The organism is Marinococcus halophilus (genome assembly GCF_900166605.1).
Classification (GTDB): Bacteria; Bacillota; Bacilli; order Bacillales; family Marinococcaceae; genus Marinococcus; species Marinococcus halophilus.
In genome coordinates, this window is sequence record NZ_FVZD01000006.1 from 508,265 (window position 1) to 525,801 (window position 17,537).

The 17,537-nt window shown below is 48.9% G+C and carries 18 protein-coding genes; 17 read left to right on the plus strand and 1 reads right to left on the minus strand.

What is annotated here, in order from left to right; all coding sequences use genetic code 11:
- Nucleotides 1–11: 11 nt before the first annotated feature.
- The 12 genes from sufD (at nt 12) to B5066_RS08735 (ending at nt 11,699) form a co-directional block, all read left to right on the plus strand.
- Nucleotides 12–1,322 (plus strand): Fe-S cluster assembly protein SufD, encoded by a 1,311-nt coding sequence (gene sufD, locus B5066_RS08680; protein WP_079475541.1) that lies wholly within the window; start codon nt 12–14, stop codon nt 1,320–1,322.
- Nucleotides 1,322–2,545 (plus strand): cysteine desulfurase, encoded by a 1,224-nt coding sequence (locus tag B5066_RS08685; protein WP_079475542.1) that lies wholly within the window; start codon nt 1,322–1,324, stop codon nt 2,543–2,545. The genes sufD and B5066_RS08685 overlap by 1 nt, the downstream gene beginning before the upstream one ends.
- Nucleotides 2,532–2,978, plus strand: a complete 447-nt coding sequence (gene sufU, locus B5066_RS08690) for a Fe-S cluster assembly sulfur transfer protein SufU (protein WP_079475543.1) — start codon at nt 2,532–2,534, stop codon at nt 2,976–2,978. The genes B5066_RS08685 and sufU overlap by 14 nt, the downstream gene beginning before the upstream one ends.
- A 69-nt stretch (nt 2,979–3,047) precedes the next feature.
- Entirely contained in the window at nt 3,048–4,448 is a 1,401-nt protein-coding gene (gene sufB, locus B5066_RS08695) for a Fe-S cluster assembly protein SufB (RefSeq protein WP_079475544.1), read from the plus strand.
- A gap of 123 nt (nt 4,449–4,571) precedes the next feature.
- The gene (locus B5066_RS08700; RefSeq protein WP_079476996.1) at nt 4,572–5,441 is read left to right on the plus strand and encodes a DUF72 domain-containing protein; all 870 of its coding nucleotides are present in this window, start codon (nt 4,572–4,574) and stop codon (nt 5,439–5,441) included.
- A gap of 75 nt (nt 5,442–5,516) precedes the next feature.
- Entirely contained in the window at nt 5,517–6,920 is a 1,404-nt protein-coding gene (locus B5066_RS08705; RefSeq protein WP_079475545.1) for a bifunctional metallophosphatase/5'-nucleotidase, read from the plus strand.
- A gap of 96 nt (nt 6,921–7,016) precedes the next feature.
- Complete coding sequence (locus B5066_RS08710) at nt 7,017–7,811, plus strand: thymidylate synthase (protein ID WP_079475546.1); 795 nt, start codon at nt 7,017–7,019, stop codon at nt 7,809–7,811.
- The gene (locus B5066_RS08715) at nt 7,808–8,299 is read left to right on the plus strand and encodes a dihydrofolate reductase (protein WP_079475547.1); all 492 of its coding nucleotides are present in this window, start codon (nt 7,808–7,810) and stop codon (nt 8,297–8,299) included. The genes B5066_RS08710 and B5066_RS08715 overlap by 4 nt, the downstream gene beginning before the upstream one ends.
- 228 nt (nt 8,300–8,527) lie before the next feature.
- Nucleotides 8,528–10,039, plus strand: a complete 1,512-nt coding sequence (locus B5066_RS08720; RefSeq protein WP_079475548.1) for a sodium-dependent transporter — start codon at nt 8,528–8,530, stop codon at nt 10,037–10,039.
- 1 nt (nt 10,040) lies between these two features.
- On the plus strand, nt 10,041–10,145 hold the full coding sequence (locus B5066_RS08725) for a methionine/alanine import family NSS transporter small subunit (RefSeq protein WP_079475549.1): 105 nt from the start codon (nt 10,041–10,043) through the stop codon (nt 10,143–10,145).
- Nucleotides 10,146–10,365: 220 nt separating this feature from the next.
- On the plus strand, nt 10,366–11,289 hold the full coding sequence (gene lipA, locus B5066_RS08730; protein ID WP_261763981.1) for a lipoyl synthase: 924 nt from the start codon (nt 10,366–10,368) through the stop codon (nt 11,287–11,289).
- 89 nt (nt 11,290–11,378) lie between these two features.
- Nucleotides 11,379–11,699 carry a YutD family protein gene (locus B5066_RS08735; protein ID WP_079475551.1) on the plus strand — a complete coding sequence of 107 codons (321 nt, stop codon included), beginning with the start codon at nt 11,379–11,381 and terminating at the stop codon, nt 11,697–11,699.
- A 28-nt stretch (nt 11,700–11,727) separates the two neighbouring features.
- Here B5066_RS08735 and glpX read toward each other — a convergent pair whose 3' ends face one another.
- Complete coding sequence (gene glpX / locus B5066_RS08740) at nt 11,728–12,699, minus strand: class II fructose-bisphosphatase (protein ID WP_079475552.1); 972 nt, start codon at nt 12,697–12,699, stop codon at nt 11,728–11,730.
- Between the two features lie 151 nt (nt 12,700–12,850).
- On the opposite strand from glpX, the gene B5066_RS08745 reads away from it, so the two are divergent.
- From B5066_RS08745 to thrB, 5 genes are all read left to right on the plus strand, one after another.
- Nucleotides 12,851–13,309 (plus strand): DUF86 domain-containing protein, encoded by a 459-nt coding sequence (locus B5066_RS08745; RefSeq protein ID WP_079475553.1) that lies wholly within the window; start codon nt 12,851–12,853, stop codon nt 13,307–13,309.
- Between the two features lie 15 nt (nt 13,310–13,324).
- Nucleotides 13,325–14,095 (plus strand): TIGR01457 family HAD-type hydrolase, encoded by a 771-nt coding sequence (locus tag B5066_RS08750; RefSeq protein WP_079475554.1) that lies wholly within the window; start codon nt 13,325–13,327, stop codon nt 14,093–14,095.
- A 142-nt stretch (nt 14,096–14,237) separates the two neighbouring features.
- Nucleotides 14,238–15,539 (plus strand): homoserine dehydrogenase, encoded by a 1,302-nt coding sequence (locus B5066_RS08755; RefSeq protein ID WP_079475555.1) that lies wholly within the window; start codon nt 14,238–14,240, stop codon nt 15,537–15,539.
- A complete protein-coding gene (gene thrC / locus B5066_RS08760; protein WP_079475556.1) occupies nt 15,540–16,607 on the plus strand; it encodes a threonine synthase in 1,068 nt (355 codons plus the stop codon).
- Nucleotides 16,558–17,529 (plus strand): homoserine kinase, encoded by a 972-nt coding sequence (thrB, locus tag B5066_RS08765; protein WP_079475557.1) that lies wholly within the window; start codon nt 16,558–16,560, stop codon nt 17,527–17,529. The genes thrC and thrB overlap by 50 nt, the downstream gene beginning before the upstream one ends.
- The last annotated feature ends 8 nt before the right edge of the window (nt 17,530–17,537 follow it).

Genomic DNA, 17,537 nt, shown 5'->3' on the forward strand with positions numbered 1-17,537 from the left:
GAGGCGAAATGATGTCTATAGATACTACTTGGAAATACGACGAAAAATATGTCGAAGATTTTTCGAACAACCAAAATGAACCACAATGGCTGAAGGAGCAGCGCCTGAGCGCAAGCCGCCTGTCAGAAAAGCTGGAGCTGCCAAAACCGGAAAAAACGAACATTAAAACGTGGAACTTTACCGAATTTGAGCACCAGGGCACTTCGAAAGAAACCTTTTCCTCGTCGGACGAACTGCATGAACAAGTGCAGGGACTTATTGATAAAAACGCCACAGAGCAAAATCTTCTCGTGCAAAGAGACGGCCAGACGGTTTTGTATGAAGCAAGCAGCACGCTTGAAGAGCAGGGCGTTATTTTCACAGATATCGCAACGGCGGCCATCGAGCACGGCGATCTGCTCGAACGTTATTTCATGGGCAATGCCGTACAGGTGGATGAGCATCGCTTCACAGCGCTCAACGTAGCTCTGATGAACGGGGGGACATTCATCTATGTGCCGAAAAATGTAAAAGTGGAAGCGCCGCTTCAAGCAATCTATTGGCTGGAGCAGGCCGATATGGGGCTGTTCAACCACGTAGTTATTGTAGCAGAAGCAAACAGTGAAGTGACGTATCTTGAGAACTACGTTTCTTATGATACCGAAACGCCTTCTGTAGTTAATGCAATTGCAGAAGTTTATGCCGAAGAAGGCGCGAACGTTTCCTTTGGCGGCGTGGATCACTTAGAGAAGGCGACCACGGTTTACACTAACCGCCGCGGCTACGCACTTAAGGACGCAAGCATCGACTGGGCACTTGGCCAGATGAATGAAGGAAATACAGTATCGGACAACACGACTGCACTTGTAGGCGATGGTTCGACTTCTGATAAAAAATCCGTGGCTATTGGCCGTGGAGAGCAGAGCCAGAACTTCTGGGCCCATATTATCCAGTTTGGTAAAAATACGGATGGCCAGATTTTGACTCACGGTGTTATGAAAGACAAAGCTTCTGCTATCTTTAACGGCGTTAATAAGATTGAGCACGGGGCAACAAAAGCTAACGGAGAGCAAACCGAGCGTGTGCTTATGCTCAGTGAACGTGCACGTGGCGACGCGAACCCAATTCTCCTTATCGATGAAGACGATGTTACAGCCGGCCACGCAGCTTCTGTCGGCCGCGTTGACCCGGTTCAGCTTTATTACATGATGAGCCGCGGGATTCCGCAAACAGAAGCAGAACGGCTGATTATTCATGGCTTCCTCGCTCCAGTAGTGGACGCACTGCCAATTCAAGCTGTGAAAGATCGTCTGACGGAGGTAATTGAAAGGAAAGTATACTAATGGATGTAAAAGCCATTCGTGAACAGTTTCCTATACTGCAGCAGGAAGTAAACGGAAGCCCGCTGGTCTATCTTGACTCGGCGGCTACTTCCCAAAAACCGCTGCAGGTCATTGAAGCGGTTAATGATTACTACCGCCGCTATAATTCCAATGTCCACCGCGGGGTGCATACACTTGGAAGCATGGCGACGGATGAATACGAAGGAGCCCGGGAAAAAGTCCGTGCCTTCATCAATGCCCCCTCCTCCCAGCAGATCATTTTCAACCGCGGCACGACAGTCGGCATTAACACGGTGGCTTCAAGCTACGGAGATGCTCATCTGCAGGAAGGCGATGAAATCGTCCTGACAGAAAAAGAACATCATTCCAATCTTATTCCGTGGCAGCAGGCAGCAAAACGTAACGGAGCCCATCTCCGGTATGTGGAGCTTGAAGCAGACGGAACGGTGACGGCAGAAAATGTACGCAAAGCTGTTTCCGAAAAAACAAAAATTGTTGCCGTCAGTCACGTCTCAAACGTACTTGGCACGGTGGACCCCATTAAAGATATTGCCGCTATCGCCCATGAACACGGAGCGATCATCGTCGTAGACGGTGCCCAGAGCGTCCCGCACATGACGGTGGACGTGCAGGACCTGGACGTGGACTTTTACGCCTTCTCCGGACACAAAATGGGCGGCCCGACAGGGATCGGTGTTCTTTATGGCAGAAAATCTCTTCTGGAAAATATGGAACCGGTGGAATTTGGCGGCGAAATGATTGACTTTGTCGGGCTTTATGATTCAACATGGAAAGAAACCCCGTGGAAGTTTGAAGGGGGCACACCGATCATTGCTGGTGCTATTGGTCTAGGAGCAGCAATTGATTTCCTGAAAGAGATAGGCCTGGATGACATTGCTGCTCACGAAAAAGAGCTCGGCCAATACGCGCTCAAGCAATTATCGGCGGTGGATGGTCTGGAAGTATACGGACCAAAAGAACGTACAGGCATTATGACGTTTAATGTACAGGATGTGCATCCACATGATGTCGCCACCGTTCTTGATGCAGAAGGCATTGCGGTACGCGCCGGCCATCATTGTGCGCAGCCGTTAATGAAGTGGCTCGATGTAGCCTCTACCGCCCGTGCCAGTTTTTATCTTTACAACTCCACAGAAGATATTGATGCTTTGGCAGAGGGGTTAATAAGAGTAAAGGAGTATTTCGGTGATGTCTTCGCATAATTTAGATACACTTTACCGCCAGGTCATCATGGATCACTACAAAAATCCAAGAAACAAAGGTGACCTGGAGGAAGAGACACTTCATGTCAACATGAACAACCCAACATGCGGCGATCGCATCCAGCTTCAGCTGAAGGTGGAAGAAGAAAAAATCTCCGATGCAAGATTTGTTGGAGAAGGCTGCTCGATCAGTTTATCCTCTGCTTCGATGATGACGGAGGCCGTAAAAGGTCACACTGTCGAAGAAGCACTGGATATGGCGCAGATGTTTTCGCAGTTAATGCAGGGCGAAGAGATCGACGATACGAAATACGACCTTGGCGATATCGAAGCCCTGCAGGGCGTTACGAAGTTTCCCGCCCGCATTAAATGCGCAACACTTGCGTGGAAGGCCATGGAAAAAGGGTTAGTGGAAGAAGAAGACCGTTCATAATACAGCAACGTACTTGAAACACAGCGGGGATGGCTATGTTCATTCCTGACTCTAAGGAGGTATTTTCATATGGCAAAACAAATGCCGGAAATTGGTGAAGACTATCAGTATGGTTTTCATGACAAAGACGTTTCCATTTTCCGTTCTGGTAAAGGCCTCACAGAAGAAATTGTAGAAGAAATCTCCAGAATTAAAGAAGAACCTCAGTGGATGCTTGACTTCCGTCTGAAATCTCTGGAAATTTTTTATAAAAAACCAATGCCGCAATGGGGCGGCGATCTCTCCGGATTGGACTTTGACGCTATTACGTACTACGTAAAACCGTCGGAGCGTTCCGAAAAATCCTGGGATGAAGTTCCGGAAGAAATCAAAAACACATTCGACAAGCTCGGTATTCCGGAAGCAGAGCAAAAGTATCTGGCAGGGGTATCAGCACAGTACGAATCCGAAGTTGTATACCACAACATGGAAAAAGAGCTTGAAGAGCAAGGAATCGTGTTTAAAGATACTGACACTGCAGTAAAAGAAAACGAAGAGCTGTTCCGCGAGCACTTCGGCAAAGTAATTCCGCCGTCGGATAACAAATTCTCGGCACTAAACTCTGCAGTGTGGTCCGGTGGTTCCTTTATCTATGTACCAAAAGGTGCAAAGGTAGAAACACCGCTTCAGGCTTATTTCCGGATTAATTCGGAAAACATGGGACAGTTTGAGCGTACGCTGATCATTGCAGACGAAGGCAGCTCCGTGCACTATGTGGAAGGTTGTACCGCGCCGGTCTACTCCACTGATTCCCTGCACAGCGCCGTTGTTGAAATCATCGTGAAGAAAGACGCGTACTGCCGTTATACGACTATCCAGAACTGGGCTCCAAACGTTTACAACCTCGTAACTAAACGGGCGGTTGCAGACGCAGGCGCTACGATGGAATGGGTTGACGGTAACATCGGTTCTAAACTGACGATGAAATATCCATCGATTATTATGCGCGGTGAAGGTGCGAAAGGTACTGTTCTTTCCATCGCTATCGCCGGCCGCGGCCAGCATCAGGACGCAGGCGCGAAGGTAATGCACCTGGCTCCTAACTGTTCCTCCACTATCGTTTCGAAATCTATTTCGAAACAGGGCGGAAAAGTAACGTACCGCGGCATTGCGAACTTCGGACGTAAGTCTGACGGTTCCAAATCGAAAATCGAATGTGATACGTTGATTATGGATAATGAATCCACTTCGGATACCATTCCGTACAACGAAATTTATAACAACAATATTGCTCTTGAGCACGAAGCAACGGTTTCCAAAGTATCAGAAGAGCAGCTCTTCTATCTGATGAGCCGCGGCGTTGGTGAACAGGAAGCAACTGAAATGATCGTTATGGGCTTCATTGAGCCGTTTACAAAAGAACTGCCAATGGAATATGCCGTAGAAATGAACCGCTTGATCAGCTTTGAAATGGAAGGCTCGATCGGTTAATTTCCGAGTCCAGTACGAAACAGGGGAAACTGTCCTTGGAAGAGCTATTACTGCTCTGAAAAGGGCAGTTTTTTTGTTTTATTTTAAAGAAGAACGTGAAAAGAACAGAGAGGTGAATAAATGATGATATACGTTGGATTAACCGGCTGGGGGGATCATGACTCTCTCTATCCGAAAGGATTAAAGCAAACAGACAAGCTGAAAGAATACAGCAAATATTTCCCGACAGTAGAAGTGGATTCCTCCTTCTACGCGATCCAGCCCAAGAAAAATATCGATAAATGGCTGCGGGAGACGCCGGATTCGTTCCGGTTTATTATGAAAGCCTATCAGGAGATGACCGGGCACCAGCGGGGTCCGAGTAAATATGAATCAAAGCAGGAAATGTTCGAACAGTACGCTCTGTCAGTGCGCCCGATGAAAGAAGCAGGCAAATTAGCGATGGTGCTTTGCCAGTTTCCACCCTGGTTTGAGTGCAATCGGGAAAACGTGGACTATCTTCGCTATTTAAGAGACCAGCTGCACGAATTTCCCTGCGCCCTTGAATTCCGGCATGAATCATGGTTCCATCCGGAGTTTCGGGAAAAAACGCTCGAATTCATGAAAAATGAAGACTGGATTCATTCGGTGGTAGATGAACCGCAGATTGAAGGCGGGTCGGTACCAATCGTGGAGGAAGCGACTACGTCTTCCAAAACGCTGATCCGTCTGCACGGACGTGATAAGAACGCCTGGCTGAAGCCGGCACGCGGTCAGGAATGGCGGAAGGTGCGTTATCGCTATAACTATTCTGATACAGAGCTTCAGGAATGGCAGGCACGGGCAGAACGACTGCAGAAAGAAAGCAGCGACGTGTACATGATCTTTAATAACAATTCCGAGCGTCACGCGGCTCCGAATGCACGCCGGCTGCTAGAGCTCTCCGGCATAGAATATGAGGGGCTGACTCCAAAACAAACCTCTCTCTTTAATGACGAGACCCGTGATTCGTAGTAAGATAAAAGAAGATGAAATGCACTCGTTCAGCATCTCAGCAGGAGGGAACGAGTCCAAAGGCGGTGAGACCTATTGTCCTCCAGTTTTTCTGTTTACCTGTACCATACAAATGATATTCACAGCGATCTTGACCAATGGACACGCACAGCAGCTTTTTTGAAAGAACGGGAAAAATTCCGCCAGGAACGGGGAGAGTCAGTGCTTCTCCTTGACCTCGGGGATCACACCGACCGGGTGCATGCAGTCACGGAGGCCACACATGGAAAAGGGAATGTGGAGCTGATGAACGAAGCCGGGATTCGATATGCTACGATTGGAAACAATGAAGGCATTACGTTCGCAAAGGAAGAGCTGCATCATATGTACGATGAAGCAGAGTTTCAAGTGCTCCTGGCCAATTTGTTCGATACAGATGGCCGGCGTCCCAGCTGGGCGGAGCCGTATACCATTCATACAACAGCAGAGGGAGTGCGGATTGGCCTGCTTGGCGTTACCGTCCCTTTTTATCCGTTTTATGACGGCCTGGACTGGAAAATTACAGAGCCAGAGCAGGTGATAGAGGAGTATTTACCCGAGCTCCGGGAACAGGCAGACGTTATGATTTTAATGTCGCATCTGGGTTATCCTAAGGACCTGGAGCTCGCTTCTTCGTATGATTTTGATGTTATTTTGGGGGCGCATACCCACCATCTGCTTGAAGATCCGGAATGGATGCACAATACATTGATTACGCAGTGTGGCAAGTTCGGCACGCATGCCGGAGAGCTTGAGCTACAGTTTGACGGGCCAACGAAGCGCCTCTCCGGCATTATTGGCAGAACCGTGGATGTACGCCGGCTGAAGCCTTCGCCGGTTACTGAAAGGCTTCTGGAGGCGCTCGAGGATGAAGCAGATAAGAATATGAATGAAGTAGTGACAGAGATTGCAGAACCGTTATCTGTATCGTGGACCCAGGAATCGCCGTTTGCTTCTCTTCTTGCCCACGGTTTGCGGGAGTGGTGCAAAACGGAGATATCCATGCTGAATTCGGGACTGCTGCTTCATTCGCTGCCGGCTGGGCCGGTGACGAAAAAAGATATCCATCGTCTCTGTCCTCATCCAATTAATCCATGCGTAGTGGAAGTGCAGGGGCATGTGCTTGAAGAAGTAGTGAAAAAAGCCTTTACGGAGGAAATGATCCGTTTGCCGCTGAAGGGCTTTGGTTTTCGCGGCGAAATGCTTGGCCATATGGTATTCAGCGGGATGGAGGTAAAAGCAGACTACGAGTATGGAGAATGGACCGTACGGAGTGTCTGGATTGGACAGGAGCTGCTTGACCCGTCAGAGACCTATGAGCTGGCTACACTTGATATGTTTACGCTTGGGCCGTTATACACTGGTCTATCGAATGCGGCCTCGAAGCGGTATTACATGCCGGAAATGATGCGCGACATTTTAGCTGATGTTCTCGTAAAGCAGTATACTGCGGGCGCCTGAGCAAGATGGAAAAATGGAAAGCCTTCAGCTTGATATTAAGCTCGAAGGCGCTTCCGTGCTTTTGCAAAAGAAGTACAAACATAGGGAGGAACAAACGTGAAACAATACTTAGATCTTTGCCGGCACGTGCTTGAAAATGGCGGGCAGAAAGACGATAGAACCGGCACCGGAACAATCAGCACCTTTGGCTGGCAGATGCGTTTTGACCTGCAGCAGGGCTTCCCGGTGATTACCACGAAAAAGCTGCACCTGCGCTCCATTATTCATGAACTGCTCTGGTTTTTGCAGGGGGAAACAAACATTGCTTACTTAAAAGAAAACAAAGTGAAAATCTGGGACGCCTGGGCAGATGAAGAGGGCAATTTAGGTCCGATCTACGGCAAACAGTGGCGTTCATGGGAAGGAGCAGGAGGCAAAACGGTGGACCAGATTTCAGACGTCGTGGAGGCGATCAAAACAAATCCGGACTCCAGAAGACTGATCGTCAGCGCTTGGAATGCCGCAGAAATTGAAGAGATGGCACTTGCGCCCTGCCACTGCCTCTTTCAATTTTACGTGCAGGACGGAAAATTGTCGTGCCAGCTGTATCAGCGGAGCGCAGATATTTTCCTGGGCGTGCCGTTTAACATTGCTTCGTATGCTCTCTTAACGCAAATGATCGCGCACGTGTGTGACCTTGAACCGGGAGAGTTCATTCACACCTTTGGAGATGCCCACATTTACAATAACCACGTGGAACAAATCAGGACTCAGTTGGAGCGGGAGCCGCGAAGCCTTCCGGAAATGAAAATTACCCGGAACGTGGATTCTATCTTTGATTTCACCATTGATGACTTTTCTCTCGAAGGATACGATCCGCATCCACATATTAAAGGCGAGGTGTCTGTATGATCGCATTTGTAGCTGCAGTGGCAAACGACCGGGTAATTGGGTATAGAAATGATCTTCCCTGGCACCTGCCCGCTGATTTGAAGCATTTTCAGAAAGTGACCAAGCACGGTACTGTTATCATGGGCAGGAGAACGTTTGAATCGATGAATGGACCGCTCCCGTACCGGACTAATGTCGTTATTACCGGCAATACAGACTGGTCGCATGAGGGGGCGCAGGTGGTACATGATATCGAAGAAATTCGCCGGCTTGCTGGAGAAGAGAAGCTGTATTACGTTATCGGAGGCAGTGGTGTTTTTACAGAGCTGTTGCCGGATGCCTCTTATATGTATTTGACCCATATCGACGCAGACGTTCCGGGAGATACGTACTTTCCCGAATGGAACGAATCGGAATGGGAAATCGCTGAAAAGGAAGAGGGGCCTGTGGATGAAAAAAACAAGCATCCGCACCGGTATGTTACGTACAGACGAAAAAACAATTCATAAATTTAGTAAAAGTCCTGCCGCACCGGGTTTTAAGTGCAGCAGGGCTTTTTTCTCTTCATCTCTAGAAGGGAAAAAGAAAAGATCACAGAAGATAGCGCTTGCAGAAAAACTTTTCTGTTCTTCACTTTGACAAGGCAAAGAAAGATAAATATAATGAATTATCAGACAAAAGTTGTGCATCAGCAGATGTTCACATAGTCATGTAACAGACAAAAAGGAGGAAGCTTCATGGCTGCAAGAGAACAATGGGGCACACGTGCTGGATTTATTATGGCAGCAGTTGGCTCTGCGATAGGGCTCGGAAACATTTGGCGCTTTCCGGCAACTGCGTTTGAGAACGGCGGCGGTGCGTTTTTTATCCCATACTTATTTGCGTTGCTGACAGCGGGTATTCCGCTTCTGATCATGGAATTTACCATGGGTCATAAATACCGGAGCGCAGCACCAAGAACGTATTCAAAATTGAACAAAAATGTGGAATGGATCGGCTGGTGGGCCGTGGCGGTAGCGTTTGTTATTTCTACATATTATCCTGTTATCATCGCCTGGGCGCTGTCCTACACGGTGTTTTCGTTTAATTTAAGCTGGGGGGCAGACACCGAAGCGTTTTTATTCAACGACTACCTTCAACTGGCAGCTCCCGGCCAGTTCGGCGGCATGACGATTGGGGTGCTTATCCCGTTAATCATCGTCTGGGCGGTCGCGCTTGGCATATTATTTAAAGGAGTCCAGCGCGGAATTGAGCTGGCGAACCGGATTTTCATTCCGACGCTCGTCGTTATTTTCTTAATCATTTGTATTCGTGCAGTCACTCTTCCAGGTGCAGCCCAGGGGCTCCAGGCTTTCTTTGAACCAGATTTTGGCGCGCTTACACAGGGCGGGGTCTGGGTCGCTGCTTACGGACAGATTTTCTTCAGTTTATCCATCGCTTTTGCGATTATGATCACCTATTCCAGTTATCTGCCGAAGAAATCAGACATTACGAACAATGCCTTTATTACCGGCTTTAGTAACTCAAGCTTTGAACTGCTTGCCGGGATCGGCGTTTTCTCAGCTCTTGGGTTTATGGCCCAGCAGTTGAATGTCGGGGTGGAAGAAGTCGTAGCTGGCGGCGTCGGACTTGCCTTTGTTGTCTTTCCGCAGATTATCAGTGAATTTCCAGCGCTCAGCGGCCTGTTTGGTGTTCTTTTCTTCCTGTCACTCGCCCTGGCCGGATTATCGTCACTTATATCTATCGCCGAGACGTATATTAAAGGACTGCAGGAAAAATTCGGCTGGACGCGCGGGAAAGCAGTCGGTATCGGCGGCGGTGCAGCAGCGCTCTGTTCACTTATATTTGCGACACGAGGCGGCCTGAACTTCCTTGACGCAGCAGATTACTTTATCAATCAGTTCGGTGTTGCTCTGCTCGGCCTGGTGGAAGTAGTGCTGATCGCCTGGGTACTACGCAAGCTTCCGGAATTCCAGCAGCACGCCAACGCAATTTCCGATATCCGCCTTGGCGGCTGGTGGAAAGTATGTCTTGGCGTTATTACGCCGATTGTGCTTGGCTATATGATGATTGATTTGTTCCTGCAAAATATTCTGAAACAGTTTGATACCGAAAACGGCAACTATGCCGGGTATACTGACGGATTTATTTTTGCCAGCGGTTGGGCGGTTGCCCTTGCTGCGCTAGTGGCAGGTATCATTATGTCCTTCATACGCTGGAAAGGCTTATCCAAAGAGGAGGCAGAGTAAATTGACAGCCGGAGCAATCATAACAATGGTCGTAGGAATGGTTATTATATGGGGCGGACTTGTGGCAAGCCTGTTAAATGCCAGAAAAGCCTCCAAGCAGAAATAAAACGAAGCAGCCCGGGAGTATACAGCAGCCGGGCTGCTTTTTTGCATACTGAACTGTGTTCTTTTCCGCTTTGCTAACGAATTTGCGGGTGATAGAGAAGGACGGCTATGAATTGTCTGAACCTGTGGAACGTGTTAAAGTATAAAGGAAAACAGTAAAAGCTGGCCAGTCTAATCAAACATATACTACAGATAGAGCACAATCAGGCTTTTTATTATTCATAACTGGGAGTGAGAGCATCATGGCAAAAACGGAAGAATACATCCGCAAGCCGGAATGGCTGAAAATAAAGCTTAACACCAACGAGTCCTACAAAGGGCTGAAAAAAATGATGCGGGAGAAAAATCTTCACACGGTATGTGAAGAAGCCAGATGCCCGAATATTCACGAATGCTGGGCAGTCAGGAAAACAGCTACATTTATGATCCTCGGTGATACCTGTACGCGTGGCTGTCGCTTCTGCGCTGTTAAAACCGGCCTTCCAAACGAACTGGACTGGGGCGAGCCGGAACGTGTCGCAGAGTCCGTCGAACAAATGGGACTGAAGCACGTTGTTATTACAGCCGTAGCGAGAGATGACCTTAAAGACGGCGGATCAGAAGTGTTTGCTGAAACCATTCGGGCTGTGCGCAGAAAAAACCCGGGCACAACAATTGAAGTGCTGCCATCCGACATGTCCGGCACCCCGGAAAATTTGGACATTTTAATGGAAGCACGCCCGAACATTCTGAATCATAATATTGAAACGGTAGAGCGGTTAACACCGCGGGTTCGTGCCAGGGCGAAATATCGTCGTTCCCTCGATTTTCTTCAGTATTCCAAAGAACTTCATCCAGATATTCCAACCAAGTCGAGCCTGATGGTCGGCCTTGGGGAGACAAAAGAGGAAATCATTCAGGCGATGGACGATCTGCGGGCACATGACGTGGATATCATGACGATCGGTCAGTACCTGCAGCCAACGAAAAAGCATTTAAAAGTACAAAGATATTATACGCCGGAGGAATTTGCGGAGCTGAAAGAAATTGCAATGACAAAAGGTTTCAGCCACTGTGAATCTGGTCCGCTTGTCCGCTCTTCCTACCATGCTGACGAGCAGGTGAACGAAGCACAGGTGCAGATGGAAGCAAGCAAGTATCAATAAGTGAGAGACCGTCCTTGGAAAAACCAGTTCCTATTTTCGGATGCTGGTTTTTCTTTTGGAAGGACCAGCTCAGCAAAGGAGGGAGCTCATTGATTCGAGTTCAGGGGCAGCGGTATGAATTGCTTGAAGACTTTCGAAACGGTTGGAGTGAAGAAGCATTTAAAGAACGCTACAGCGAAGTGCTGAATAAATATGATTACGTTGTCGGGGACTGGGGGCACGAGCAGCTCCGCATGCGTGGTTTTTTTGAAAACGACCGCAAAAAAGTCCCCCACGATTTTAAAATTGGTACACTTGAAGATTATTTATTGGAATACTGCAATTTTGGCTGCGCCTATTTTGTGCTGAAAAAGGTGCGCCAGGAACAAAAGGAAGAAGCGCAGGAAGAAACAAAAGAATCATTAACGTAAAAACCCCCGGGCCCGGGGGTTTTTACGTTTATTCTTCCGCAAGAAGATGGGGCTTATAGTCAAGATGGTGATGGGCTCTAATGTAGCGGACCGTGCGGGTTTTCGCGCGCATGACAATTGAATCAGTTTCGGCAAGATCTCCACCGAGAAAACGAACTCCGTCAAGCAGCTCGCCGCTTGATACCCCGGTCGCTGCAAAGATAGCATCATCGCCTTTAACGAGGTCAGACAGCTGAAGTACTTTGCTCGTGTCTGTAATGCCCATAGCTATGCAGCGCTCTTCCTCTTCAACGTCTGAAGGCACAAGACGAGCCTGCATGTCTCCGCCCAGGGCCTTAATAGCGGCAGCAGAAATGACGCCTTCCGGTGCCCCTCCGGTGCCAAGAAACAAATCAATGCCAGTGCGCGGAAGCGCAGCTGCAATGGAAGCTCCGACGTCTCCGTCCCCGAATAGCTTTACCCGTGCGCCTTTAGCACGCACACGATCAATGAGCTTTTGGTGGCGCTCCCGGTCCTGAATGATGACCGTTACATCCCTGACGCGCTTATTATTTGTTTTCGCAATTATATCGATAGTAGTCTCGATTGGGTCATCCAGACGGACACTCCCTGCCGCTTCCGGCCCAACGGTGATTTTTTCCATGTACATGTCCGGTGCATGAAGAAGCGTGCCGCGGTCCCCGATTGCAATAACAGCCACAGCGTTGGCCCGGCCGCTCGCAACGATATTTGTGCCTTCGAGCGGGTCAACGGCGATATCGACCTCAGGGCCTTCCCCGTCCCCAACTTCTTCTCCAATATAAAGCATAGGAGCTTCGTCGAGTTCTCCTTCCCCGATCACGACCGTCCCGCGGCAGTGGACGGAATCAAACATAGTTCTCATTGAAGTCGTAGCGGCATCATCCGCTTCTATTTTTTTTCCACGCCCAAGCCACTGGGCGGAAGAAACAGCGGCAGCCTCGGTAACACGTACTATTTCAAGCGCCAATTCTCTATCCATAAGTATCATCCTTTCCTGTATGAAGAGGTATATGTAAAACCTGCAAAATGCTTATCTATCTTATCACATTTATAAGCCTCCTTCAGTGGAGTTTTAACTGCAGGTCCGGCACGATATGCTACCATAGAAGTTGAGAAAAGGAGGAAGAAGCATGTATTTTGTAGACCGAAAGCAAATTGAAGACCGCCTGCAGTATATGGAAAGACTCGGGCGTGTGTATGGACAGATCCGGGAGGAAGGCGCAGCCGGTACACAGCTTGCGCTTGAAAGACTTGCTCACGGGTGGATTGAAGCACTGATAGACGTTGGGAACCAGATGATTGATGGTTTTATTATGAGGGATCCTGGCAGCTATGAAGATATTCTCGATATCCTTGAAGATGAAGAGGTGCTCGACACTGAAGTGATCCGTAAACTTAAGCCACTGGTCGCCTTCCGGAAAAAACTCGTGCAGGAATTTACTGCTATTCCATTTGCCGAGGTCCAGCAGGTACTTGACGAAGCAGAGCCTGCTGTACGAAAAGTAAGCCCGGCGGTAAGAAATTACCTGGAAGAGGAGCTTGGCCCGGTATCTGCCTTTCTGCCGGAAGAGAAGGATAAGAAGGAGTAGAGGAGATGAACAGCTATGAAAAAGTACAAAGCTTATTTGATTGATCTGGACGGGACTATGTACCGGGGGAGTGAGCCGATCCCGGAAGCTGTACAGTTTGTAAATCAGCTTCGTGAGAGAGGGATTCCGCATTTATATATGACTAACAACTCTACCTCCTCCCCCGAAACAGTAGCCGAACGGCTAGCAGGAATGGGAGTGAAGTGCGAAGCAGACCAGGTGATGACAACGTCGCTTGCAACGGCTAGATATCTGCATGAGCAGACTCCTGCTGCTTCTGTGTATGTTGTAGGGGAGCAGGGTCTGGAGGAAGCGCTGGAGGGTTACGGGTTCCGGCTTACGGAAAATGAACCGGACGCTGTAGTTATGGGACTGGACCGCGGTATTACATACGATAAACTGAGTAAGGCGACGGAGGCAGTTCGAAATGGGGCTATGTTTATTTCCACCAATGAAGATGCCGCTGTACCGACTGAGCAGGGATTTCATCCAGGTAACGGGGCCCTTACTGCTGTGGTCACAACAGCTTCGCAGAAAAATCCAAAATTTATCGGTAAACCACAGCCAATTATGGTGGACATGGCGATGCAGGCGCTCGGCCTCTCCAAAGACGAAGTAGCTTTAATCGGGGACAATTACGATACCGATATTCTAGCCGGAGTGCGGGCGGGAATAGATACCATTCATGTGAATACTGGAGTTACCAGCAGGGAGGCTGCAGCGGCTAAAGAAACTCCGCCTGTCTGCCAGGTGGAAACACTGGCAGAGTGGGCTGAATATCTATAGCTTTTTTTGCTATAATGGTTGCGAGTTGAAAATAATATCGTTATAATGTCCTTTATAGAAAGACATTTGTTTACCTAAAATAAACATTATATAAATAAAGAACGCAATAAAGGTTTTAGAGGGAGTTAGGAGTGTAGCAGGTATGGAGAAAATTGCCGTAGGAATGCTTGGATTTGGAACGGTGGGAGCCGGCGTGGCACAGCTGCTTGAAGAGCACAAACAAGAGCTTCAGCACCAGGTTGGTGCTGATGTGTTTTTAAAAAAAGCCCTGGTGCGTGATTTGGAAAAGCCGCGGACCGGCCAGGTGAATTTGCGGGAAGACCAGCTGACGCTGGAGGCGGATGAGGTGCTTGGCGACCCGGAGATACACACGGTTATTGAAGTAATGGGAAGTGTGGACCAGGCAAGAAAGTATATTACCCAGGCCCTGCAGGAGGGAAAAAGCGTCGTTACCGCAAATAAAGACTTGATGGCTCTGCACGGAGCGGAGCTGCTGAAAATCGCAGCAGATAACCACTGTGATTTGTTTTATGAAGCAAGTGTAGCCGGCGGCATTCCGGTGCTGCGCGGCCTTACGGAAGGACTGGCCTCTGACCGGATTACGAAAATGATGGGTATCGTAAACGGAACGACCAACTATGTACTGACGAAGATGAGCCAGGATGACCGGCCGTATCAGGAAGTTCTGCTCGAAGCGCAGGAACTTGGGTTTGCAGAAAGCGATCCTACTGCGGATGTCGAGGGCCTTGATGCTGCCAGAAAAGTAGCTATCCTGGCCAATCTTGGCTTTTCTATGAATGTGGAGCTTTCAGACGTTACGGTAGAAGGGATCACCTCCATTACAACAGATGACCTGGCTTACTGCCGGCAGATGGGTTATACGTTAAAGCTCATTGGCCTGGCCGAACGGAAACATGGAAAGGTGGAGCTTGCAGTACAGCCAATGATGCTGCCAAACGATCATCCGCTTTCTTCGGTACAAAATGAATACAACGCTGTATATATTTACGGGGAAGCGGTAGGAGAGACAATGTTCTACGGCCCGGGAGCCGGAGCGCTTCCAACAGCCACGGCGGTTGTCTCGGATCTTGTCACGTCTGTACGCAATATGCGCCTTGGTGTCAGCGGCCAGCACGTGGGAGAGCCGCTGAATGAAAAGCATATCAAGCCGGACAGCGAAGTGTTTTCAAAATACTTCCTCCGCCTGCACGTCAAGGACGCCACCGGCACCTTTGCAGCCCTTACTTCAATCTTTGCAGAAGAGGATGTGAGCTTTGAACGTCTGGTCCAGTGGCCGGTAGAAGGAATGGTAAACACCGCAGAAATCGTTATTATTACACATACCACATCACTTGATGTATACAAGCGGCTGCAACAGGCATTACACAGCCTTGATGTCGTAATAGATATTAAAAGCAGCTACCGTGTAGAGGGAGGAAGCTAAATGAGTGCTTGGCAGGGACTTTTAAAGCAGTACAAAGATTTTTTACCGGTAACAGAAAACACGCCGGCGCTTTCCTTGAATGAAGGCAACACGCCGTTAATACCACTAGAACGCCTGTCGGAAGAATGGGGCGTAAACATTCATGTGAAAACAGAAGGCACCAACCCGACGGGCTCGTTTAAAGACCGGGGCATGGTGATGGCGGTAGCAAAAGCGAAAGAAGAGGGAAGCGAAGCCATCATCTGCGCTTCCACAGGAAACACCTCTGCAGCGGCTGCTGCCTATGGAACAAGAGCTGGTCTCCGCACGATTGTTGTCATTCCGGAAGGAAAGATTGCGCTCGGGAAGCTGGCTCAGGCTGTTATGTACGGAGCTGAAGTATTTGAAATCCAGGGCAACTTTGATAACGCGCTCGAAATCGTCCGGAACATCAGTGAAAAAGAACCAATTACGCTCGTCAATTCAGTGAATCCTTACCGGATTGAAGGGCAGAAAACCGCTGCTTATGAAGTCTGTGAAGCGCTTGGGAAAGCCCCGGATGCCCTTTGTATCCCGGTTGGTAATGCTGGAAACATTACAGCATACTGGAAAGGTTTTAAAGAGTACCATGAGCAGCATCAGACGGGCCTTCCGAACATGCTTGGCTTTGAAGCAGAAGGGGCAGCCGCCATCGTACGCGGCGAAGTCGTTAAAGATCCGGAAACGATTGCTACAGCTATACGTATTGGTAATCCGGCAAGCTGGGATAAAGCGATCCGGGTAACAGAAGAGTCAGACGGCCGTATTGACATGGTGACAGACGATGAAATCGTTGAAGCGTATCAGCTGCTTGCCAAAACAGAAGGCGTTTTTGCAGAACCAGCTTCCTGTGCGTCACTGGCGGGACTGAAAAAACAGATCGAAAGCGGGAAAATTAAAAAAGGTTCTTCGGTCGTCTGTGTTCTTACCGGGAACGGACTGAAAGACCCGAGTACAGCAATTGATAAAGTGACTGTGAAACCAACGGTTATTCCAAATAATGAGGAAGCATTTATGGAGCATATCAAGGGAGGAGTCGTTCGTGGCTGATAAAAGATTGTCGATCACTGTGCCGGCCAGTTCAGCGAATTTAGGACCTGGGTTTGATTCTGTGGGGCTAGCAGTCAACCGCTATCTTACGCTTTATATCGACCGGGCGGACGAGTGGGAATTTTTCTCGAATTCGTCTGAGCTCAGCGGTCTGCCAAACAAAGAGGAGAACCTTGTTTATCAGGCGGCTGTAGCCTATGCGGCTGAATACGAGGTGGAACTGTCCCCCTGCCGTGTAGAAATGGTAAGTGATATTCCACTCGCAAGAGGATTAGGAAGCAGTGCTTCGGCAATTATTGCTGGTATCGAACTGGCAGACGAAATGGGTGGCATGCATCGGTCCAAGGAAGAAAAGATGCAGTTCGCCAGCGGCTGGGAAGGACATCCGGACAACGTCGGGCCTTCACTGTATGGAGGCCTGATCGTCGGTGCATACGGGGAAGAAAAAACGCATGTTATGCACTGCGGTGTACCGGACGTGGATCTTGTGCTTGCGATTCCTGACAATGAGCTTTTAACAAAAGAAGCAAGAGGTGCGCTGCCATCCGAGCTCCCTTACGCAACTGCTATTCATGGAAGCGCCGTAAGCAATGTGCTGGTTGCAGCTATCTTAAAAGAAGATTGGAAAATGGCCGGGGAAATGATGGTACGGGACGTTTTTCATCATCCGTACCGTGCCGATATGGTACCCGGTCTCGAGGAAATGCTTAGCGGCATACGCCAGTATGGGGCCTATGGAGCAGCCTTAAGCGGCGCGGGCCCAACTATTCTCTGCTTTGTTCCAAACGGCAAGGGTGAAGAGGTGAAACGGGCGATCCAGGAAGACTATCCAAGCTTCCGTATAGAAACAGCCAAACCGGCGCCGTTTGGCTCGAGCGTACACTATGTTAATCAGCCGGCCTGGGTATCAAGTTCGGTTTAAAGCGAAAA